Origin of the sequence: Halobacillus ihumii (genome assembly GCF_902726645.1) — a bacterium.
Taxonomy (GTDB): Bacteria; Bacillota; Bacilli; order Bacillales; family Halobacillaceae; genus Halobacillus_A; species Halobacillus_A ihumii.
The window spans coordinates 2,772,516-2,795,059 of sequence record NZ_CACVAO010000001.1 but is presented as its reverse complement, the minus strand read 5'-3'; the positions used below and the strand labels follow the sequence as shown (position 1 = coordinate 2,795,059).

17 protein-coding genes and 2 riboswitches are annotated in these 22,544 nt (G+C 42.0%); of the genes, 9 read left to right on the top strand and 8 right to left on the bottom strand.

The features are described from left to right. Nucleotides 1-79: 79 nt before the first annotated feature. On the top strand, nt 80-1,063 hold the full coding sequence (locus G6R08_RS13870) for a dimethylarginine dimethylaminohydrolase family protein (RefSeq protein ID WP_163528723.1): 984 nt from the start codon (nt 80-82) through the stop codon (nt 1,061-1,063). Between the two features lie 237 nt (nt 1,064-1,300). Here the strand turns inward: G6R08_RS13870 and cysC are convergent, their stop codons facing one another. Genes cysC through G6R08_RS13855 form a run of 3 tightly spaced genes read right to left on the bottom strand, consistent with a single transcriptional unit; the run spans nt 1,301 to nt 3,728 of the window. Continuing rightward, the gene (gene cysC / locus G6R08_RS13865) at nt 1,301-1,897 is read right to left on the bottom strand and encodes an adenylyl-sulfate kinase (RefSeq protein WP_163528722.1); all 597 of its coding nucleotides are present in this window, start codon (nt 1,895-1,897) and stop codon (nt 1,301-1,303) included. Between the two features lie 17 nt (nt 1,898-1,914). Beyond that, complete coding sequence (locus G6R08_RS13860) at nt 1,915-2,997, bottom strand: inorganic phosphate transporter (protein WP_163528721.1); 1,083 nt, start codon at nt 2,995-2,997, stop codon at nt 1,915-1,917. Then, nucleotides 2,994-3,728, bottom strand: coding sequence for a phosphoadenylyl-sulfate reductase (locus G6R08_RS13855; protein ID WP_163528720.1), 735 nt, complete (start codon nt 3,726-3,728; stop codon nt 2,994-2,996). The genes G6R08_RS13860 and G6R08_RS13855 overlap by 4 nt, the downstream gene beginning before the upstream one ends. Nucleotides 3,729-3,910: 182 nt before the next feature. Next, nucleotides 3,911-4,015: riboswitch (SAM riboswitch) on the bottom strand. A 370-nt stretch (nt 4,016-4,385) separates the two neighbouring features. Continuing rightward, nucleotides 4,386-4,494: riboswitch (SAM riboswitch) on the top strand. Between the two features lie 69 nt (nt 4,495-4,563). Here G6R08_RS13855 and G6R08_RS13850 point away from each other — a divergent pair. The 7 genes from G6R08_RS13850 (at nt 4,564) to G6R08_RS13820 (ending at nt 14,712) form a co-directional block, all read left to right on the top strand. Beyond that, the gene (locus tag G6R08_RS13850; protein ID WP_163528719.1) at nt 4,564-5,676 is read left to right on the top strand and encodes a methionine biosynthesis PLP-dependent protein; all 1,113 of its coding nucleotides are present in this window, start codon (nt 4,564-4,566) and stop codon (nt 5,674-5,676) included. Between the two features lie 50 nt (nt 5,677-5,726). After that, nucleotides 5,727-7,589 carry a bifunctional homocysteine S-methyltransferase/methylenetetrahydrofolate reductase gene (locus G6R08_RS13845; protein WP_163528718.1) on the top strand — a complete coding sequence of 621 codons (1,863 nt, stop codon included), beginning with the start codon at nt 5,727-5,729 and terminating at the stop codon, nt 7,587-7,589. Beyond that, nucleotides 7,570-11,022: a methionine synthase gene (metH, locus tag G6R08_RS13840; protein WP_163528717.1), complete on the top strand. Its 3,453-nt coding sequence runs from the start codon at nt 7,570-7,572 to the stop codon at nt 11,020-11,022. The genes G6R08_RS13845 and metH overlap by 20 nt, the downstream gene beginning before the upstream one ends. A 44-nt stretch (nt 11,023-11,066) precedes the next feature. Further along, nucleotides 11,067-12,263 carry an aminotransferase class I/II-fold pyridoxal phosphate-dependent enzyme gene (locus G6R08_RS13835; RefSeq protein WP_163528716.1) on the top strand — a complete coding sequence of 399 codons (1,197 nt, stop codon included), beginning with the start codon at nt 11,067-11,069 and terminating at the stop codon, nt 12,261-12,263. Nucleotides 12,264-12,373: 110 nt separating this feature from the next. Further along, nucleotides 12,374-13,423, top strand: coding sequence for a homocysteine S-methyltransferase family protein (locus tag G6R08_RS13830; RefSeq protein WP_163528715.1), 1,050 nt, complete (start codon nt 12,374-12,376; stop codon nt 13,421-13,423). Nucleotides 13,424-13,666: 243 nt separating this feature from the next. Further along, the gene (locus G6R08_RS13825) at nt 13,667-14,470 is read left to right on the top strand and encodes an alpha/beta hydrolase family protein (protein WP_163528714.1); all 804 of its coding nucleotides are present in this window, start codon (nt 13,667-13,669) and stop codon (nt 14,468-14,470) included. A gap of 14 nt (nt 14,471-14,484) precedes the next feature. Continuing rightward, on the top strand, nt 14,485-14,712 hold the full coding sequence (locus tag G6R08_RS13820) for a group-specific protein (RefSeq protein WP_163528713.1): 228 nt from the start codon (nt 14,485-14,487) through the stop codon (nt 14,710-14,712). A gap of 63 nt (nt 14,713-14,775) precedes the next feature. On the opposite strand, the gene G6R08_RS13815 is transcribed toward G6R08_RS13820, so the two are convergent. The 3 genes from G6R08_RS13815 to G6R08_RS13805 form a co-directional block, all read right to left on the bottom strand. Continuing rightward, nucleotides 14,776-15,072 carry a nucleotidyltransferase domain-containing protein gene (locus G6R08_RS13815; RefSeq protein ID WP_240339720.1) on the bottom strand — a complete coding sequence of 99 codons (297 nt, stop codon included), beginning with the start codon at nt 15,070-15,072 and terminating at the stop codon, nt 14,776-14,778. Between the two features lies 1 nt (nt 15,073). Continuing rightward, nucleotides 15,074-15,478 (bottom strand): HI0074 family nucleotidyltransferase substrate-binding subunit, encoded by a 405-nt coding sequence (locus tag G6R08_RS13810; protein WP_163528711.1) that lies wholly within the window; start codon nt 15,476-15,478, stop codon nt 15,074-15,076. Nucleotides 15,479-15,679: 201 nt separating this feature from the next. Then, on the bottom strand, nt 15,680-16,846 hold the full coding sequence (locus G6R08_RS13805) for a TraB/GumN family protein (RefSeq protein ID WP_163528710.1): 1,167 nt from the start codon (nt 16,844-16,846) through the stop codon (nt 15,680-15,682). A 576-nt stretch (nt 16,847-17,422) separates the two neighbouring features. Here G6R08_RS13805 and G6R08_RS13800 point away from each other — a divergent pair. Next, nucleotides 17,423-18,391, top strand: coding sequence for a nuclease-related domain-containing protein (locus tag G6R08_RS13800; protein WP_163528709.1), 969 nt, complete (start codon nt 17,423-17,425; stop codon nt 18,389-18,391). 131 nt (nt 18,392-18,522) lie between these two features. On the opposite strand, the gene G6R08_RS13795 is transcribed toward G6R08_RS13800, so the two are convergent. Next, nucleotides 18,523-21,093, bottom strand: a complete 2,571-nt coding sequence (locus G6R08_RS13795; protein WP_163528708.1) for an AAA domain-containing protein — start codon at nt 21,091-21,093, stop codon at nt 18,523-18,525. A 226-nt stretch (nt 21,094-21,319) separates the two neighbouring features. Beyond that, entirely contained in the window at nt 21,320-22,423 is a 1,104-nt protein-coding gene (locus G6R08_RS13790) for an IS4 family transposase (RefSeq protein WP_163528707.1), read from the bottom strand. Nucleotides 22,424-22,544 lie beyond the last annotated feature (121 nt).

Here is a 22,544-nt window from a genome sequence, read left to right as displayed (position 1 = left end):
TACCTCTTTGCTTAAGGATAATCTCCCCTCTTTTCGGAAAAGCTTATACTACCGACTAAAAGGATTAGGAGCTATGGCCATGCACACTTCTCATCGATATTTATCAAGAAAAATAGTAGACGAGCCGTTTCACGATAAGAAACAGCTCAAAGATATGTGGGGAGAAACTTGGGGCGTAGTCAATGATATACAACCCATCAAGAAAATATTGATGCATCGTCCTGGGAAGGAAATACTGAGTCTTCACAATAATGCCCAGCAAATCGAGTATGGAAGCATTTTGGCAAAAAACATAAAAGGAACGCTCCCTCAAAATGGGGAAACGACAGGACTGCCGAATTTAGGGCGCTTGCAAATTCAGCATGACCAGTTAGCTAAAGTGTTAACTCAAGAAGGCATCGAGGTCATTTATCTTGAAGGTGAAACAGAATCATGGCCCGAGCGTACCTTCACAAGAGATTTAGGGATGGTGATTCCAGGAGGAGTGATCCTTCCCCGGCTTGCTCTTTATATCCGCTATGGTGAAACAGTCTACGCTTCTCAGACATTCAGTTGTGCAGGTATGCCCATGCTGGGATGCATTCAGGGAAACGGGTTTGCGGAGGGCGGCAGTTTTACCATGTTAGACAGTACTACAGCCATTATCGGAAGATCAGAACGGGTTAATCAAAGCGGAATTGAACAAGTAAGGCACATTCTTTCTCATCAAAACATTGACCTTCTTAGCGTGGATCTGCCATCGACAATCATCCATCTGGATGAAGCTTTTCTTCTGCTCGACGAGCACACAGCCCTTATAAACCAGGCCCTGCTGCCTTTTTGGTTTCTGGATGAGTTACATAAGCGAAAGCTCAAGTTGTTACACGTTGACCCTCGTGATCCCGCTCTATCCATTAACGTTCTGCCCATAGCTCCTGGAAAAGTAGTCTGTCCGAGTTCTGGAAGTAAGACCAATGAACTCCTAAAGTCATCCGGAATACATGTTATAGAAGTAGATGTCAGCGAGTTTTATAAACTAGGAGGCGGTATTCATTGCCTGACTTTACCGCTTATGAGGAGATAACTTTTTTACAAAGATTAAAAGAACAGGATTAATCTAAGCGGCTGAGACATAACTAAATTTCTTAAGTAAAAAGACGAACGACGTTCTGTTTTAGTGAAGTATATTCGGGTTTTATCCACAAACCATACTTTCTACCTAGTTCGGATTTTGCTTTTGTCCCAACCCCTTAGAAACTCACGAAATAAAGAAGTCACGATTTAATTGGATATCCATTATTAAAAAACTCCCTTCGACAGACTAAATCCAATGTTTCTCTTGTAATAAACGAATAATACGTTCAACTGACATCTCTTCAGATTCCTGATCTGTATGCACGACTAGTTCTCCCGTCAACGGCGGTTCATAGGGGGAATCAAACCCTGTAAAGGATGGGATTCCCCCTTTTCTTACCTTTTTATATAATCCTTTTGGATCGCGTTTCTCACAGTCCTCTATCGGACAGCTTACAAATACTTCAAGGAACTCATCTTCTTCAAATTTATGACGAACTTGGTTACGGTCTGACCGAAAAGGGGAGGTCAATGCTGCGATTACAATCGTCCCGCTATCTACTAAAAGCTTAGCTGCTTCTCCAACCCTTCGGATGTTTTCCTGGCGATCTCTTTCTCCATAACCAAGATCATTGTTTAAACCTTGACGTATATCGTCTTCATCGAGGACATAGGTTTGTACCCCCTGTTTGTAGAGCTTCTGATTAATGAGGTGAGCTATCGTAGACTTTCCAGAACCTGATAGACCAGTAAGCCAAACCACACCACTAAAATGCTGATTTTTACGGTGATAATCTATTTTAGAAATAGACGTAGTATCTTGTCGGATAATGTTAGAATTCATCCCCTACCCTCCTCATACTAAAACTCTTGCTTTAATGAACGAGGCTTTCCTTTTTGAGTCTGTACAGCTGCTTTCCGTCCAAAACCAGTCAGCAGCAGAGTGGCTAGTATGCCGCAAGCAATCATCACAACTGTATAGAAATTTGACCTCAGGAATACCTCTGTTAAACAGTACGCAAGGAGCAAAGAAATGATCGGAGAGGTGATCCAAACTTTCAATATTTGATAAATAATTCTTTTTCTCCAAATCTCTGTCCAGTTCTTTGTTGCCCCTACACCTACAATGGCTGAAGTCGTGACTTGTGTCATCGGAATCGGGATCCCTAATAAGGAAGCACCAACTACCAGTACTCCTGATGTTCCTGATACCATAACACCGTCTGTTAAGGTTAAGGTAGAAATGCGCTTACCATTCGTTTCAAGCACTCTGCCTCCTAATAAAATACTTCCAAGGGCTATAAACACTCCTCCAGCCAGCAGCCCCATTTCCTTAGGTAAAACACCCGCTCCAACTAGGGGACCAATTGCATTCGCTACGTTGTTCATTCCAGCAGCAAATGCTTCTATGAAACCAGTAATAATGAGCAAGATCGAAATCCATTTGGAAATTTGTCTATTCGCTGAATGCTTGCGCTTTTTCCTCCAGTAGTTCCCAAATAATCCAAAACAAAATGTCAGTGCAAAGGCAACAACAGGCACGATAACCCAAAAGGTAACGACGTGGATCAGATTTTCAAGGTAGAGTTGTTGTAATGAGATCCCTACCCCGACGATGGCTCCAACTGTTACTTCACTTGTTGAGAGCGGAATGCCAATCATGTTTGTGAAAAATAGTGTAATGGCCGATACAGACAAGATAATGACAGCCGCCTGAACAGTAAGCAGTTCAGAAGCGATCAGTCCCTTTCCTATCGTTTCCACTACTTCTCCACCCCACAACGCACCAAGTAAACCTCCTACGCCGCTTAGGATAAGAGCTGTTCGTTTCTTTTTGATAACTTGAGCCCCATAAGCAATCCCCATCGTTGCAGCCGAACCACTCGCTCCAACATTAAACGCGAAAAAACAGGAGACGGCCAGCCCTATTATGATCAGTGTCATGAACGAGAGTCCTTAGGAGGCCCTGTGTGGAGACCACATTCCGTCTTTTCGAATCCCTTCCATCTGGAGGAACGATCGTTAGGGTCATCTGAGGGAGCCGTACAAGGTATACAGCCAATACTTGCGTATCCCTGATCATGTAGCTCATTGTATGGAAGATTATTTGCACGGATATGCTCCCACACATCTTCCCAGGTCCAGTGAATAAGAGGACATACCTTGATCGAACGGAATCGATCATCTCTATTCACAAAATTGGTCTCACTTCTGCTGGCAGATTGCTCGCGTCTTAACCCGGAAACCCAGGCCGTCGCCCCGTTTAACGCTTCTTCAAGCGGCTTTATCTTTCTGATATAACAACATTGATCAGGATTTCGATTCCACAACTCATCGCCATGCTTACTTGCCTGTTCCTTCAAGGTTAAATCTGGCTTTTTCATCGTAATCTGCAATTCTGGAAATCTTTCTTTTATTTGATTAATAAGATCGTATGTCTCCTGAAAATGGACATCCGTATCCAGGAATACAATCGCTGCATCTTTCTTTACCTGAGAAATCAGATCAATCAATACAATTCCTTCTGCTCCAAAGCTGCACGCATAAACGATATCATCATACGAACGATAAGCCCATTTCAGCACTTGTAATGCTTCTTGTTTATGATCTGCTGTAATTTGATCTGGGAAAGGATTTTCAAATATAGAGTCATAGGTTAACACGTTATTGTTCATAGTTTAGTCCTCCTTAATAGATAACGTTACTATTTGTCAAAAGCAAAGAAAAAAGGCAGCACTGCCCACTCCAGCAAGCAGCACCGCCTCTAGTTGTCTAGTCAGCAGCAACATGATTCAATTAAAAAAATCCTCTTCTTAAACAGCAATAAGAAGAGGGTTTCAGTTACGAATTACGTCTCTTCTTATCTATCAAGCCAATAGCTTGTTGGAGTTAGCACAGTACTATGACTAGTCTGTTGCCGGGGTTTCGTCGGGCCAAGTCCCTCCACCCCTCTGGATAAGAATTTGATTTAATTTTGTTACAGGAAAATATACAACAAGTATTGTCTTCTGTCAAAGGGATTTTTCTAAAATTTGTTACTTGTGAAGTCTTAAAACCCTTTATTCATAGTGATTTAGTTGGGAATGATAAAATTTAAATTTTTTTGAAAATTACTCTTGATTCCTTGTTTTATTTCGTGTAATGTAAGTCGCAACATCATGAAATGAATAACCAACTTTTGGAATATGATTTAAATTCTTGTACTAGATCATTAGTAGAAATCATAAACTACGTTTAGACGAATTCCGCAACAATGCATAAATTTTTTCTTGAACTCAATAGTCTATTGATGTAAAGTAATGTATTAAAAATACCAAAAAATTACATAAAGATTCTTATCTAGAGAGGTGTAGGGACTGGCCCGATGAAGCCTCAGCAACCACTGGTATAACCAGACTGGTGCTAAATCCAGCAAGTTATTTAAAACTTGGAAGATAAGGAGAAGCATGAAATATTTTAAAGCCTTCTTCTTACAGAAGGCTTTTTTATTTTTTTAAAAGGAGAATGATCATGTCTACTACCTCACGTACGGAAACGAAGCTTGTTCATACAGGTAAGAACAATGAGGATGCTACAGGAACCATTAATGCACCTGTCTATTTCTCAACTGCCTATCAGCACCCTGGCATCGGCGAATCAACCGGCTTTGACTACTCAAGAACAGGTAATCCAACCAGAGCCATACTCGAACGTTCCATTGCCGAAATCGAACACGGAGAAATGGGATTCGCATTCAGTTCAGGAATGGCAGCGATCCAAACTGCACTTTCTTTATTCGCCCATCAAGATGAAATCCTTGTGTCAGAAGACCTTTATGGCGGTAGTTATCGTTTATTCGAGCATCTTTCCTCTCAATATGGTTTGACATTTCACTATTGTAACAGCCAGCATCTATCTGATTTAGAACGATACATTACTAACAAAACAAAAGCCATTTACATTGAGACACCTACAAATCCGCTTATGCATGTAGCGGATATTCCGGCTATCGCGAGAGTGGCTAGAGAACATGGACTTCTGCTGCTTGTCGATAACACCTTATATACACCGCTTCTGCAACAGCCTTTACGAGAAGGAGCCGATATTGTAATCCATAGTGCAACGAAATATTTAGGCGGTCATAACGATACTTTGGCTGGATTACTTGTCGCAAGGGACTCTGTGATTTGTGAAAAATTAGCTCTTCATCAAAATACCACCGGTGCCGTCCTCTCCCCTTTTGACTCGTGGCTGCTCATGCGGGGAATGAAAACCCTTGCCTTACGAATGGAGCGGCACGAAAAAAATGCAAAGGCGGTAGTTGCATACCTGGAGCGGCATCACGCCATTACACACGTCTTTTATCCCGGTCGAGGCGGAATGCTTTCCTTTCGACTAGCAGCTGAGCACTGCATCGATCCTTTTTTAAGAAACTTGAAAGTCATCACCTTTGCCGAGAGTCTCGGCGGAGTAGAAAGCTTTATCACCTATCCAGCAACTCAGACTCACGCCGACATACCAGAGGATAAGCGGAAAAACTATGGTGTGTGTAATCGGCTGCTGCGGTTTTCAGTTGGCATTGAAAGTATAGACGATCTGATCGCGGATCTCGATCAGACGCTGAATAAATTACAAGGGAAATAGCAGATATTTGGAATCGATCCCATACCTTAATTGAGAACAGGAGGAACAGTATGAACCTGAGAGAAGCCCTTCAAGACAAAACTGTAGTAGGCGACGGTGCTATGGGAACATTGCTTTACTCTTACGGCATTGACCAGTGCTTTGAGGAGTTAAACCTTTCCCATCCTGACGAAGTCCTGTATGTTCACCAGGCGTATGTTAATGCTGGTGCTGACATTATTCAAACGAATACATATGGAGCCAATTATATTAAACTAGCACGTTATGGGTTAGAGGATAAAGTAAAAGAAATCAATACAGCAGCTGTCAGACTAGCTAAACAAGCAGCAACAGACAATACCTATGTAGTGGGTACCATCGGAGGAATACGCGGCATTAAAAAACAAGCCGTCTCCCTGGAAGAAATCAAACGAACCTTTCGTGAGCAGCTTTACTGTTTGTTGTTTGAAGAAGTTGATGGAATTTTACTAGAAACGTTTTATGACCTGGAAGAACTTATAACCGTTTTAGAAATTGCTAGAAAAGAAACCACTCTCCCGATTATCGCCCAAGTGTCCATGCATGAACCAGGTGTACTTCAGGAAGGCACCTCCCTTGCTGAAGCTTTAGCAATCATAGAAAAAGCAGGGGCTGATGTAATTGGGGTCAATTGCAGATTGGGACCTTACCACATGGTCCAGGCATTAGAGAGTGTCCCTCTTCCAGAAAGAGCCGTACTTTCTGCCTACCCGAATGCTAGCTTGCCAGCTTACCAAGATGGCAGATTTGTTTACAAAACAGATGCGAATTATTTTAAAGCAAGTGCCCGCGCCCTTTATGAACAAGGAGCCAGACTTATAGGGGGCTGCTGCGGAACGACACCCGAGCATATTGCTGCAATTGCGAACGAAGTAAAAGGTATCAAGCCAATCGAACAGAAGAGCATTTCTATTCAGGAAAAGGCTCCGGCTTCCCCTGAAGAGCATAAAGATACTCGTCCACACCTTTACGAAATAGCTGAGCAAAGACCGTCCATTATTGTTGAGCTTGATCCACCGAAGCGTCTCTCTACCGATCGATATTTAAAAGGGGCGCAGGCGCTCCAAGAAGCTGGCGTCGATTCAGTGACATTAGCCGATAATTCACTCGCCAGCCCGAGAATTTGCAATACAGCCGTCGCCTCCATTATCAAGCAAAAATTCGATATCAATCCGTTAGTCCATATATCCTGCCGCGACCGAAACCTGATTGGTCTGCAATCCCACTTGATGGGACTGCATACACTCGGAATCACCCAGGTCCTTGCTATCACCGGAGATCCGACTAAAATCGGTGATTTTCCTGGCGCTACATCCGTCTATGACCTGTCTTCATTTGATTTGATTCATTACATCAAACAACTGAATAAAGGAATTTCATTCTCTGGAAAATCACTTGGAATAAACACGAATTTCTCCGTTGCAGCAGCTTTTAATCCAAATGTTCGAAACCTTAATCGAGCGGTTGGCCGTTTAGAAAAAAAGATCAAATATGGCGCAGATTACTTTATCAGTCAGCCAGTTTACAGTAAAGAGCAGCTGAAAGAAGTCTATGAAGCCACCAAGCATATATCAGCCCCTATTTATATTGGCATCATGCCATTGATCAGCTCGCGTAATGCGGAGTTTTTGCACAATGAAGTACCAGGAATTACGCTCTCTTCGGAGATTAGACAGCGTATGGAAGCTTGCAGCCACGACCCCGTGCTATCCCAAGCCGAAGGGATCGCCATTGCAAAATCTTTAATTGATGCTGCAATTAATTATTTTAACGGGATTTATTTAATCACACCCTTTTTACGATACGAAATCACAGAAGAACTCACTCATTATATTAAGCAGAAAACACAAACAGACAAGGAAAGGAAGGTTGTAAATGGGAGCCACATTATTTGAACAACATCTCGCAAAACGAATTCTTGTATTGGACGGAGCCATGGGAACAATGCTGCAAAATGCCGGACTTGAAGCAGAAGATTTTGGGGGAGAATCCTATGAGGGTTGTAATGAATACTTGAATATAACGGCGCCAGAAGTGCTTGAGCACATTCATGTTCAATACCTGGAGGCGGGCGCAGATATCATTGAAACAAATACATTTGGAGCAACTGATCTCGTACTCGACGAATATGAGTTAGGTCACTTAGCAGAAGAGATTAATTACAAAGCGGCACAAATCGCTAAACAGGCGGCCAGTACCTTTTCAAAAGATGGGCGTCCCCGTTTCGTAGCTGGAGCTATGGGACCAACGACCAAAACCCTCTCCGTGACAGGAGGAACAACTTTTGAAAAGTTGGCCGATTCCTATGAAGAGCAAGCAAGAGGATTGATCAAAGGTGAAGTTGACCTGCTCTTGTTAGAGACTTCCCAGGATATGCTGAATGTAAAAGCGGCCTACCTTGGAATCACTCGAGCCTTTACATCACTCCAGCAAACACTTCCTTTGATGATTTCGGGAACGATCGAACCGATGGGCACTACACTTGCAGGGCAGTCGATCGAAGCTTTTTATTTATCGCTGGAACATATGAAACCTGCTGTTGTCGGGTTAAATTGTGCAACTGGTCCGGAATTCATGCGCGATCATGTTCGTTCACTTTCAGAGCTTGCTACCACCTCTGTCAGTTGTTATCCAAATGCCGGGCTTCCTGATGAAGAAGGTCATTATCACGAAACACCTGAATCTCTAGCTATAAAGGTTGCCGGTTTTGCAGAAAAGGGTTGGCTGAATGTCGTAGGCGGCTGCTGTGGTACAACACCCGATCATACAAGAGCACTTGCAGAGGCTATAAAGGAAATCGAACCTAGAAAGGTACCCTCGTCCCATCCGCACGCTGTTTCAGGAATCGAACCGTTTATTTATGAAGATAAAAATGACCGCCCGATTCTGATTGGTGAGAGAACCAACGTAATCGGCTCCCGCAAATTCAAACGGTTGATCGCAGAAGGAAAATTTGAAGAAGCTTCGGAAATTGCCAGAGCCCAAGTGAAGAAAGGCGCCCAGGTGATTGATATTTGTCTCGCTGACCCAGATCGCGATGAAGTAGAGGATATGGAAGCATTTATGAAACAAGTCATCAATAAAGTGAAGGTCCCACTGATCATCGATTCAACTGATGTGGCCGTTATCGAAAAAGCGCTCACCTACTCGCAGGGAAAAGTGATTATCAATTCGATCAACCTTGAAGACGGCGAAGACCGCTTTAAAGAAGTCCTTCCACTCGTACATCAATACGGTGCCGCCGTCGTCGTCGGGACTATTGATGAAGAAGGAATGGCGCTTACAGCCGAGAGGAAACTTGCGATCGCCAAACGCTCTCGCAATATTTTAGTCGACGAATACGGTCTTGATGAAACGGACATTATTTTTGACCCGCTCGTCTTCCCTGTCGGAACTGGTGATGAACAATACATCGGCTCTGCTAACGAAACGATTGAGGGAATTCGTTTAATTAAGAAACAGCTGCCAAATTGCCAAACCGTTTTAGGGGTAAGTAATGTCTCCTTTGGCCTTCCCCCAGTTGGAAGGGAAGTTCTCAATGCCGTCTATCTTTATCATTGCACAAAAGCTGGACTTGATTATGCGATTGTAAATACCGAAAAGCTGGAACGATTTGCTTCTATAGCTGAAAAAGAAATTAAACAGGCTAATGACCTGCTTTTTCAAACGACTGATGGCACACTCGCATCTTTTACAGCCTTTTACCGCGGTAAGAAAAAGGAAGTCAAAGTACCAACAGCAACGATGAGTTTACCCGAACGATTGGCCCACTATGTTGTGGAAGGAACAAAGGAAGGATTACTCCCCGACCTTGAAAAGGCGCTGGAAACGTACCCTGCCCCTTTAAAAATTATCAATGGACCACTTATGGAAGGAATGGCTGAAGTTGGACGCCTATTTAACGACAATCAGCTTATTGTAGCCGAAGTTCTGCAAAGCGCTGAGGTAATGAAAACCTCAGTTGCTTTTCTTGAACCTCATATGGAAAAAGATGATACGTCCAATAAAAAAGGGAAAATCCTTCTTGCGACCGTCAAAGGCGATGTGCACGACATCGGGAAAAACCTTGTAGATATCATTCTAAGCAACAATGGATTTGAAGTAGTCGATCTCGGAATCAAAGTTACTCCGCCTGAGCTAATCAAACAAATTAATGAGGAAAAACCTGACTATATTGGATTATCAGGATTGCTCGTCAAGTCAGCGCAGCAAATGGTATTAACCGCCCAGGACCTGAAACAGCAGCGAATAAATCTGCCGATATTGGTGGGCGGCGCTGCCTTATCAAGAAAGTTTACGAATACAAAAATCGCTCCTCAATATGAAGGTACAGTCTTTTATGCAAAGGACGCTATGGACGGACTAGGCCTAGCAAACCAGCTTAGTCAAAGGGAGGAGCGAGAGCTGTTAATTCACCAGCAAAAAGAGAAACAGGCCAAAGCTATTGCGAGAGGAAGTGAGCAAACCAAGGTTCAATCAGCCACAGCCGTAGCTGATAAGCCAGTATCAAACGTTTCTAAGACCGTCCCGATTTACCAGCCGCACGATTTCGAACAGCATATTTTACGCGATTATTCCATTGCTCATATTAAACCTTTTATTAACATGCAGATGCTGATTGGTCATCACCTGGGGCTAAAAGGCAGATTTTCCAAACTATTAGAAGATGGAAATAGCAAAGCTCACCAGTTAAAAGAGGTTGTCGATGATTTACTGCTGAAGGCTGAAAAAGAAAACTGGATCCAGCCGTCCGCTCTCTACCAGTTCTTTCCCGCCCAATCTGATGGGGATGACGTAATCATTTACGATCCTGCTGCTCAAAAGACGATCCTTGAACGCTTTACTTTTCCTCGCCAATACAAGGAGCCGTATCTTTGCTTAGCAGACTATCTGCGCTCCGTATCCAGCGGGGAAATGGACTATGTTGGCTTCTTCTCGGTTACGGCCGGTAAAGGAATCAGGGAGCGATCTTTAGAGATGAAACAACAAGGGGAATATTTGAAGAGCCACGCGTTGCAAGCATTAGCTTTAGAAACGGCAGAAGGTCTAGCCGAACACATCCATCAGCTCCTGCGGGACAAATGGGGATTCCCTGACCCGACGGATTTCACGATGCAAGAACGTTTCTCAGCCAAATATCAAGGGCAACGATATTCATTCGGCTATCCGGCCTGTCCCGATTTAGACGATCAGAAAAAATTATTTCAATTGATTAGGCCAGAAAAAATCGGGATTGAATTAACTGAGGAATGCATGATGGAACCCGAAGCCTCCGTCACGGCCATGGTATTTGCCCATCCTGAAGCACGTTATTTTAACGTTCATTAAGTATTGAAAAAAGACAAGAGCCCTAAAAGGAGGAATTTTAATATATGAGTGCTTACAATGATCGAGTAGAGACGAAATTCATTCATTCTTCGGCCAGTCATGATCATACGGAACATAACACAGGTGCCGTTAACGTTCCAATTTACTTGTCATCCACCTACCATCAAAAAAGCTTTGATCAGTTTGGTCCGTATGATTACAGCAGGTCCGGCAACCCAACGCGGCAAATATTAGAAGACACCATCGCAGACTTGGAGGGAGGTCAAAGAGGGTTAGCTTTCGCATCAGGCATGGCAGCTATTTCCGCCGCCTTTATGCTTCTTTCTTCAGGGGACCATGTACTCGTATCGAAAGATGTATATGGAGGCACTTACCGCCTGATCACAGAGATACTCAATAAGTACAATATCGAACATACTTTTGTAAATATGTCCGACCTTAACGAAACGTGCAGTGCCATCCAGCCAAACACGAGAGTGCTCTATATTGAGACACCTTCAAACCCATGCCTGAATATTACCGACATCGAAGGAGTCGTTAAATTAGCTAAAGCCAATGACTGCCTAACTTTTGTTGATAACACATTTATGACACCTCTTTACCAGAATCCGCTTGAGCTGGGAGCCGATGTTGTGCTTCATAGTGCCACCAAGTTTTTATCTGGGCACAGTGACATTATCGCAGGTTTAGCCGTCACGAAGACTAAAGAGCTTGGTGAAAAATTAGCTTTTATTCAAAACTCATTTGGTTCAATCTTAGGGGTTCAGGATGCTTATCAATTAATCCAGGGCATTAAAACCCTGGGTGCGAGACTATCACATTCTTCTGAAACGGCAGAAAAAATCGCCCTGCACCTTCATCATCATCCGTTGACGGAAGACGTTTATTATCCTGGTTTATCTTTTCACGATGGATACCCCATCCATGCCAGACAATCTAAGGGATCAGGTGCCCTCCTATCCTTTCGTTTGCCAACTAAATCTGCTGCCAAAGCATTTGTGGAAAATATTCGCCTGCCGGTTTTCGCAGTAAGTCTTGGTGCAGTCGAATCGATTCTTTCTTGTCCTGCCACCATGTCACATGCAGCTATGCCGGCAAAAGAAAGAGAAACCAGAGGCATTACCGATGGGCTGCTAAGACTCTCCGTTGGATTAGAACATCCAGACGATTTAATCAAAGATATAGATCAGGCTTTTGAAGCAGCCTCACAGGTTATCAATAAAAAAGGTATTTTGTTGTAAGAGCAACTGGGGTGACCTGGAAGACTTCCATCAGCGAAGGTTACGTGCCCTATGAACTCTGCATCTTACCTATTTATATATATTAATTAAAATGGAAAGGATGTTGAACTATGAAAAGAACGTTAGAAGAGCGGCTGCAGGATGGCCCGGTGATTTGCGGGGAAGGATATTTATTTGAACTTGAAAGGCGTGGATATTTACAGGCAGGCTCGTTCGTACCTGAAGTCGCACTTGAAAATCCTCAAGCCTTAAAACAGACTTACCGTGATTATATGTTAGCAGGTTCAGATGTCGTTCTAGCTTTCACGTACAATGCACATCGTGAAAAAATGCGCATCATTGGAAAAGAAAATTTACTAGAGCCTTTAAACCGACAGGCTATTCGACTGGCAAAAGAAGTAGCGAAGGAGCATCCAGAAGAAGAAGCGCTGGTGGCAGGTAATATTTCAAATACAAACCTATTTAACCCTGAAGATCCACAATCCATAGACAGTGTACGCCATATGTTTGCTGAAATGGTCGGATGGTGCAAGGACGAAAATGTCGACTTTGTAAATGCAGAAACTTTCTACTATTATGAGGAAGCTAAAATAGCCTTGGAGGAAATCACTAAACAAGGATTACCCGCTGTCATAACATTCGGACTCATGGGCGAAAATATTCTCCGAGATGGCTACACCGTCGAAGAGGCCTGTCGCTTACTAGAAGATCAAGGCGCATTAGTTGTCGGCATGAACTGCTTCCGCGGTCCAGCCACTATGCAGCCTTATGTAGAGAAAATTCGTGATAAGGTAGATGGTTATGTCGGAGCACTGCCTATTCCCTATCGAACTACAGAAGAACACCCTACCTTCTTCAATTTACCTGATGGGGGTTGTGCTTGCAATCTTCCCACAGAGACGACATTTCCAACTTCATTAGACCCGCTCTATTGTAATCGTTACGAGCTGGCCCAGTGGGCAAAGACTGCTCATGAAGCAGGTATTAACTATATTGGCTTGTGTTGCGGGGCATCCCCGAGCATGCTGAGAGAGGTTGCAGAAACAGTTGGACGCACCACAGTAAACTCAACCTACTCTCCAAATATGGAAAAACACTTTTTATTTGGATCAGATGATACGTTACAACCTCATATCACTTCCTATAAAACGAAAGCATGAGAAGAATGCTCCTGCGATCTGAAGAGGGTCGCAGGAGTTTTCAGCTTGTTGTTTTTCTCTATAAGTATTTTATGCGTAGTGGAGAATACCGCTCTCTATATTCGCAGTCTCCTCTCGAGAATCACGCTATGGGAGCTATTATTTGCTGGGATAAGACGATTAGACGGCCCATATACTCATGATGCTTAGCTGCTCTGAAATGTGCGATAATATATACAGGCTTACTAACAATGAGGTGATGTTATGAAAAGAATATTTTATGGAGAAAATGAAAATCAATTTGGTGAATTACGCCTTCCTGACCATGAAGGCCCTCATCCCGTCGCTATTGTTATTCACGGTGGTTTTTGGCGGGAACCCTTTCGGCTGGATAACATGACACAGGTAGCTGAAGACTTAACGGCAAACGGCATAGCGACTTGGAATATTGAATATCGTCGTGTTGGCCAGGAAGGTGGCGCATGGCCGGGTACGCTCACAGATGCGGCTGATGCTAGTGACTATCTTACAACCCTTGCTGATACATACCCGCTAGATTTAAACCGGGTTATCACGATCGGTCATTCTGCTGGAGGACATTTGGCTTTATGGCTCGCAGCCCGCCATTGTCTGTCCAAGAACAGTGAACTTCATACAACGGACCATCCCCTGGCGATTTCCGGAGCAATCAGCTTGGCAGGTGTAAGTGATCTGGAGCGCATGTATGACGTACATCAATTTCGGGAAAAAGCTTTATCTGCGGAGCCCAATAATCCGACTGCCGAGCTGCTTCAAAGCACTCCTGAAGAACAACCTGTCCGTTACCATGATGCTTCTCCTATCGAACTGCTGCCTTTAGATGTACCTCAAGTGTTGATCCACGGTGCACTGGACATCAATGTTCCGGTCGGCATTAGTGACCACTATCACCGTGAAGCCCAGGAAGCTGGTGATTTTGTTAAATATGTAGGACTGCCGGAAGCTGAGCATTTTATGTTAACCGATACGACTACCGCTGCCTGGAAAGTTGTTCTAGAAGAAGTCGAAACGCTTATATCAAACTTGTAGAAAGGATGCCATGAATGGGGAAATGTAATATTAATCATTCACATGCTGATGTGGTGAATAAACTCGAAAGTCAGGAACAGTTTTTGCCGCTCCACTTAGTTGAAGGGCTCCATGCCTTTTTGCAAAAAGAACACGATCAAGAAACATTAAATGATTTATTTCATCTTCTGAAAAAGTATGATCTATCATCTGAGAGTGAACAAGAAGATAGAAATGTTCAATTAACAAAAATGATTGGCTAGGCAATAGAAGGGGCTAACCTTTTACATGCAAAAGGTTAGCCTCTTCTTTTTTGTGGGAATAGTTCAGTTTCTACTATAGACTATTTGATAGCAATTGTTTATTTCTTGCTGCAGAGTTTCAGGAGCGCCTTCCCACTTGATAAGATCAATACTCAACAAGGTCTCCACTTTATCTTCAATTTCGTCGGAGAAATCAAGCCATTCAAACTGCGGCATCCTGGGCGCTATTACAGCAAGGTCAATATCCGAATCTTCTTGGTGATCTCCATATGCCCTTGACCCAAACAAAAGAATCCTGTCTATTGTATTGAAGTTATCAGCAATGATAGTAATTTGTTCTATTATACTTATAGGAATCACTCTATTTATCCTCATATTTCTTTCTTAATACCTTAAACGTTGACAACATTTCTGGAAAGTAGCTATTAATATTACTTAGAATTTGATTCGCTGTTTCTTCATTATATGTGTGTGAAGTCTCATTACGATCTTTAAGCATTTGCAACCATGCCTGTTCATCTTGTAACCAGCCAGCTTTATATGCAGATTTTAATGTTTCTTTAGGAGTCTTTGTTTCAATACCTTCGGACAGCAACAGTCTTCTGAGGGTTTTCCAATATAGTTCAATAGTAAATTCAAAACGTTGAATTGTGCCATCAACGATGAGACTATTGCTTTGGTCTTCAGACAGTGCTTCTTCTAATCTAGTTATAGCCTGTTCAAGGTTAGCCATACTTTGATTGATTTTTCTCTCTAAATTATCCATCGATATCATCCTCCCTTTTGATCTTTTACAACAATAACCGCTCCAACCCAACCGTGACACCTCTATGAGAGTTTGAGGTATTTATCCCCTTATCAACTTCCACTTTTAATAGCATTATAACCTTAATTTAATTAGAGTAACAAAATAAGTTGGGCTAACCTGTATGTGAAATTACAAGATTAGCCCCAAGTGCATCTTCTATTATATATTTTCAATAAATAATCGAATGACATCTGCCCCGCCAATGAATGTTCCAAGCGAACTGCCGAGGTTCGCCAGCACGACAACGAGTAAAATACGAGTGGCTTTATTTCTCCAAAATCCTTTCACACTATGAACATCATCTGTAATCCTCTCAAAATCCCCAACATTTGGTCGTACAAAATACGCTTGTACAAAACCTGCAAACCACCCTGCAGCTGTGATCGGATCCAGCGAGGTAATCGGTGCTGCCACAAAAGCTGTAAGAATCGCAAGCGGGTGCCCCAATGCAATCGCGGTACCTATCGCTGACAAGGTCCCATTCCATAATACCCAGCTGATCGTCTGTTGCAATCCGGCCGACGGATCTGCGCTAAAGGTGAAAGCAATTAATGCGATTAATATAATAGGAATTGTCCAGGCAATGATCTTAGGAGCCTTTGACTTTGGCGGAAGTTCATTTAAGCGCGTTAAATCATGTTCTTCCTTAATTTCCTCTTTAATACCAGGAACATGAGCAGCTCCGAGCACAGCCACTACCTTTTTGCCTGGTGCCTCTTTTATTTTTTGTGCTAAAAATTGATCTCGTTCATCAATAAGAGGCCGCTTCAGTTTAGGAAAGGCCTCCGCGAATTCATTCAAGACAGAATTAATCGTATCTTTCTCCTTCATCTTCTCCAGTTCTTCTTCAGAAATGCTCTCCTTGCTGAAGATACTGGCAACCACTTGGGTAAGCAGCATTGCTTTGCCTTTTAAACCAAGACCTCGCCAAATACGAGCAAACGTAATTTGAATATTACGATCAGCTAGAACAAGTTCGGCCCCAGTTTCCTGAGCTGATTCAATCCCTTGAATCATTTCTTGACCTGGTTTAATGCCAAATTGCTTGGCCATTCGATTCTGGAAGGAAGAGATCGCAAGGTTCATTAACAGTAAGGTAGCTTTCTTTTCCTTAATTATCTTAAAAATGTCCGTGTCTCTCCAGCTGTTTCCATCCTTAATCGACTGGTAACGCTGTTCATCAAGTTCCACACAAACGGAGTCCGGCTGTTCTGCCTCAATGACTTCCTTCACCTGCTCCGCACTGTGTTTCGAGACGTGGGCAGTACCGATTAAGATCAATTCTTTCTCGCCTATTTGTAATCTCGTAATATTTTCCTCTGACATTAATTAATCTTCCTTTATAATCCTGTCGTATGTAAATCTAATTACGATAATCTCTACTATTATACAATATAAGCTTGCTATTATAAAACTGTGTCCATCTCTTTATTATAAGAATACATGATGTCAAAATCGGCTAATCAGTTATCTTCTTTCTCTTTGATTTTGTTAAGCAAACCTATAATTTTCTCATTCTGACGGACTTGTATATCGCTATTAATTTTGATCATTCTAATCCATCTTATGATAGAGGCAATCAATAGGATGATCGCTAAATAGAATAACACTCCAATAACATTTAATTCTCTCCTTTTTTACACCTAATAGGATCTTATTACTTGTTTTTCAACTTCACAAACAATAAAATAAGGATCAATCCTACCTTAAGACACTATCTAATTGAGATAGGCCGCTATCATCAGGGGTTAGGACCTTATCCCCCAGCGTTGGGATGCTATCCAAACATGCTAGGGTGTTATCCTTTCACGTTAAGTCGTTATCCAACCCGCCTCTCTTCTATTCCGATAACGTCGCTCTACCTTCGAATCCCAAAACCAACAATAAAAGGAATGATCTTATTTGAAAAAACGCTCCAAGACATTGCCCCATCTCCGGCTCGAGAGACTACTAGACCGCTTGCCTCCCGACTATTCAAATCGCGGTGATATTCAAGAACAGTTTTTAAAGCAGACGGCCGGCCACTTCGGAGAAACTACCGCAGACTTTTACCTTCAATACCTTCCCGGAGAGCAATACCGCATCATTCAAGACCTTCGTCTCTTTGATGGGATACAGCATTTCCAGATCGACGCCCTCATCCTCTGCACCGAATTCATCCTCATCCTTGAAGTGAAAAATCTGAAAGGAAAACTCATATTCGACCTTGAACATAGTCAGCTTTTTCGTGAACTGAATGGCAAAAAGGATATTTTCCCTGATCCATTCTTACAAGTCGGTCACCAGACCATTCAACTCTCTCGTTGGCTCAATCAATTCAACTTTCCTTCTATTCCTATCGATTCTTTCATAGTAGTGGCAAACCCAAACACTATAATTAAAACCCATGGTCGTGATCCACAACAACTAAAAAGCAAAATTATCCGTGCCAAGAAACTATACACCATGATTGAAAATAGAAAGGCTCACTATAGTCATGCTACGTGGACGCCTGAGCAAGTAGCTGATTTGGCGCTTCTCATGCAAAAAGAAAACACCCCCTATCAAGGAGGAGCTATTCTTGATTGTTTCAACCTAACTGTTGAGGATTTGATCATGGGGGTACAATGTGCAGAATGCAGAACTTATCCAATGCTCCGGAAGCGGGATCATTGGTACTGCATTAATTGCGACTATAAATCTAAGGATGCTCACTTAAGAACATTGCAAGATTATCAACTGCTTATTGCTGATAAGATCACCAATCCGCAATTCAGGAAATTTGCATGCGTTTCTTCCACAAAGGTAGCTAGAAGATTACTATCTGAAAGTTGCTCCCATAATTTCGGCCAAACCCAATCTCGAAAATATACCATAAGCCTAATTGAATAGCTTCAAATTTATCATTAGGGAGGTATCTTATTGAGATAGGACACTATGGCTAACAGTTAGGACGTTATCGCCTCTCGTTAAGGAGCTATCTCCACGACTAAGGGTTTTATCCCCCTCCGATAAGGCGTTATTTATACTGCGCTTTGTCGTAACAGCTCTTTAAGCTTATTGCGGAGAATGGTTTCTTCTTCACTTCCTGTTGTTTTCATCCTTACAATTGGAATTCCGTACTTCTTTAGAATAGCATCCTTCATTTCATCTCTACTTAACTGGGCCGGATTGTTTTCATGGTAGTCATGTCCATCCACCTCAACGACTAAGACCGGCATTTTATCCATTTTGTTAAAAATCACAAAATCCGTATGTGTCAGTATATTCATGGCATAAGTTCGTTCATCTTCATTTAGTTTGCCGGAATCCTTAATCAACATTTTTAGAGGCTGGTGGAGAACATGGTCAAGACTGGTGAACTCGTCTTCCCCCAAGACCTTTTCAATTACTGCATTCATCAAATTCTCGGACTGGTATTTGGACACTTTCTTAGTACTCGCCATGACTTTCAGCAGCTTATCTGAATAACTGCTATAGAGAAGATCGAATACAGAACGAATTTCACTCTGGATGATTTCATAATTATTATATTTGATATACTTAACCAAGTCACCGATGTTCGTACCATGCCAGGATTCACTTCCTTTAGCAACTACCACAACCAGTTGTTCTACGGCACGCGAAACAGCTACATTAATGAGATTTGGATCGTCGACGAAATCTTTCGCTTTCACTTTATTTGAAACTGTCGTCAGGATCATCATGTCCTTTTCTCTTCCTTGATATTTATGAACGGTGTCTGCCTGGATTTCAGGCATTACATTTTCGGCGTGAAGTTTATCTGCTTGCGAACGATAAGGGGCAACGATACCGACCGATTGCTCCTCATTGTTTCTTTGCTGCGGAAGAACCTCTTTGAAGATTACATCGATCTGTCGTTGATTGACCTTTCCTCTCGCGTGATTTCCCTCCACTGTTTGATACAATTTAATCGGACTTTCCGTTTTTTCACGTTCACTCAGTACAATCAATTCATTGTTGTAAAATTTTTGATTACAAAACCCGATGATCTTCGGATGACAGCGGTAATGCTCTTTTAGTAATGTTCGTGGAATAGCAGAAAATAAGCTCACCATCGACGACAATAAATTTTGCTCTGCAAAATTGTACGACGATGACAATTGGTAAGAATCAAAAATCTTGTCTGCTGCCTTTCTTACCTCCTTTGTAACTACATTGGGAAGTTGCTTCAGATCCCCAACAATAACAGCATTTTTCGCAGAAGATAAAGCCAAAGCGCCTGTAACGATATCCACTTGCGAAGCTTCATCAACAAGTACAAAGTCGAATAAATAGTTCTTTGGTGAGCAGTTCCGTAAAGAATGAGTTGTACTTAAAATGAGGGGATAATCTTTGATAAATCGTTCAATGTTTTTCCAAAGTGCATCTTCCTGAAATTGAACCCTCTCCCTTTTTGAGCCATATTTCTTAGCCAAAGAGGCTTTAAATAGTTTCATTGATGCTTCGGTGTACTCTTCCATAGCGCTGTCAAAATGGTAATTCTCGAGATCCTGTGCTATTTTAGCCATTTCATCTGTTAACTCTTGCATTTTCAAGTCATAAAACTTCATCTGCAAAAAGGTAACAACATCCTCTGCCGGATAGGAGTACATTTTGAAACTATAAATTCCATGAAGAAACAGCTGTCGAATTTTACTGAGACCCTTCATCTTTCCTTCCGAGGCCATTTTTTTATAGCTAACTAGGATATTCAAAATCTTATCTGCACTCAATCGAAAAAGAGTCTTCAATTCTAATCCTTCGACACTTTTAGCCGGTATATAGTCCCAAAAATATTGATACTCTATTTTCAAGTTTGATAGTTCCTGTTTCAATGAAGCAAGCCTGTTCTTTCTTTCAAGCATGTGAGTCAAACGGTCCTGCTTACCCCTCAACATTGCATGAATCGATTGATACTCTTCTTCCTCCAACTTCCAACCACTCATAGCTGGATATGTACCATTCTGCTCAGCAAAAAAAGTCTTTTTGTTCTCTTTATTACCAAGGGATGCAGCTATAAACTCTAACCCATGTTTTTGCAACTTCTCATACACATTAATAGTAGCAGCATTGTTATTAGAAGTTACGGCAACCGTCTTATCATTCATAATTGCATTGGCAATGATATTCAAAATCGTCTGAGTCTTCCCAGTCCCAGGAGGTCCCTCGATTATACTCACCTGATCCTTCATCGCCTTTTCAACCGCCGACTTCTGACTGCTGTTAAATCCAAAAGGGAACAGGACAGCCGGAGGTTGTTCTTCTTTTTTTAGAGGCTTCATTTCCAAATAATTAGAAAGAACACTACGAGGACTAATAAAAGAGAGACCTTGGAATTGCTTTGCTAAGAAAGTCTCCTCTTCACCCACTTTTTTACCTACTTGGTTAGCAAGTTCTTTCAGATATTTAAAAACCTTTCTTGACGTATCATTGGCCAAGGCAGACTGTTCGAACTTAATGGTAGAACTGTCATATTTATCGTTACATCCGTTCTTGAAAATAATCTTGATGTAGGGACCAAAATCGAGGATCCTGCGTATATTAGAGATTGGCTGGTCATTTTCATACACAATTCTATTACTTGCGTCCACCTCTTCTAAACAATTATATACCTCGACATACTGCTCGTTATAGGGATACACTTTATTGTTATGATTGAACTTAACTCACTAGCGTTGCATTAATATAGTCCAAAAATTCAGTAATCTCATATTTAGCTGTTAAAGTAAAAAAAGAGAACATCCACCTAAACAGGCGATTCTATCCATTTGGTATTTTTATACAGTTAAACTTGAGACAACAGCCATCGCGTCTGTATCAGGGGACACTCCGGAGGGCTTCTTTCCATTCCTGACAAGACTGCCATATCAGGGCTTTCAACCTTCTAGCGACTTTTAATGGGCTTAACTTCGATTGAGTTTCCTGACTATGTAGAACTAGTAAACAGAACGTAATCAATGCGATATAAATCTGGTTTTGAGCGGCTTCCTCATCAAAGCTGAAAAAACGTTTGATTGTGACGTGTTGCTTGATCCATCGAAAGAAAAGTTCAATCTGCCAACGATTTCGATACATTTCAGCTAAGGTTTCAGCCGGTGTTTCCATATCATTGGTCGTAAGCCGAAGAAGATTATGCTTCGTATCCCAAACTTCGATGACTCTCATCTCGGCATCCATCATATTTTGAAAAGATCCCAGCCGCACGACACGGTCCGATTTAATACGAGGCGAGTCTTCGACTGGGCACGCTTCAACTTCTGTCACGACAGTGTTTTTCTTGATTCGGGTTAAGAATGTATACCCTTCCCGACAAAGCTCATCGAAGCGTTCAAAGTCCATGTAGCCGCGGTCAAACACATACATGACATCTTTCTCATCCATTAAGATGTCCAGTTGATTGTTATCGTGCTCAAGTGCTGGCGTGATGACCGCTTGATCAGGGAACTGGTGGTTATCATCCATAAAAACCAATCTCAAATGAAGTTTTACTCCAGACTTTGTGGTTCGAAAAGATGCCCAGGGAAATTGGTCCTTATTCAGTGTGATTGTCGAGGAATCTATCAAATAGAGAGGCTTTCCGAATTTAGTCGGACCAGATTTCCCTTTGATTCTCATAGATAGTTCAGCGAAAATCGCTGCCAGAATGTCTGAATCGATGGCTCGATGCTTTCGTGATAACTGCGAGACACTAAGCGTTTCAAAACCCAGCTGAGCTTGAAGATTCTTATTAATCAGCGCATCTTCTAACGCCCGAAGGCTGTCTATTTCGTTTAAATGAGCGTAAATCATGAAATGGAGATAGGATTCAAACGAATATTTTTTCGTATACCGGTCCATCTCTTGGATAGGGACAGCTAAATTTTCTAGATTCATTACGTTTACGTATTTACCAAATGACGTTTTTACGGTATTCTTGTCCATGTGAGAGTCCTTTATATTGGATTTGGACAGGAACCCCTGCGCCAACCATTATAAAGGATTTTTTTATGGATCTGAATAAGTTCTGAACATTCAGATATTATTTATGCAACACTAGTGAACT

Coding starts and splice junctions, on each gene's coding strand:
- G6R08_RS13870 (WP_163528723.1), top strand. CDS start 80: ATGCACACTTCTCATCGATATTTATCAAGAAAAATAGTAGACGAGCCG.
- cysC (WP_163528722.1), bottom strand. CDS start 1,897: ATGAATTCTAACATTATCCGACAAGATACTACGTCTATTTCTAAAATA.
- G6R08_RS13860 (WP_163528721.1), bottom strand. CDS start 2,997: ATGACACTGATCATAATAGGGCTGGCCGTCTCCTGTTTTTTCGCGTTT.
- G6R08_RS13855 (WP_163528720.1), bottom strand. CDS start 3,728: ATGAACAATAACGTGTTAACCTATGACTCTATATTTGAAAATCCTTTC.
- G6R08_RS13850 (WP_163528719.1), top strand. CDS start 4,564: ATGTCTACTACCTCACGTACGGAAACGAAGCTTGTTCATACAGGTAAG.
- G6R08_RS13845 (WP_163528718.1), top strand. CDS start 5,727: ATGAACCTGAGAGAAGCCCTTCAAGACAAAACTGTAGTAGGCGACGGT.
- metH (WP_163528717.1), top strand. CDS start 7,570: ATGGGAGCCACATTATTTGAACAACATCTCGCAAAACGAATTCTTGTA.
- G6R08_RS13835 (WP_163528716.1), top strand. CDS start 11,067: ATGAGTGCTTACAATGATCGAGTAGAGACGAAATTCATTCATTCTTCG.
- G6R08_RS13830 (WP_163528715.1), top strand. CDS start 12,374: ATGAAAAGAACGTTAGAAGAGCGGCTGCAGGATGGCCCGGTGATTTGC.
- G6R08_RS13825 (WP_163528714.1), top strand. CDS start 13,667: ATGAAAAGAATATTTTATGGAGAAAATGAAAATCAATTTGGTGAATTA.
- G6R08_RS13820 (WP_163528713.1), top strand. CDS start 14,485: ATGGGGAAATGTAATATTAATCATTCACATGCTGATGTGGTGAATAAA.
- G6R08_RS13810 (WP_163528711.1), bottom strand. CDS start 15,478: ATGGATAATTTAGAGAGAAAAATCAATCAAAGTATGGCTAACCTTGAA.
- G6R08_RS13805 (WP_163528710.1), bottom strand. CDS start 16,846: ATGTCAGAGGAAAATATTACGAGATTACAAATAGGCGAGAAAGAATTG.
- G6R08_RS13790 (WP_163528707.1), bottom strand. CDS start 22,423: ATGGACAAGAATACCGTAAAAACGTCATTTGGTAAATACGTAAACGTA.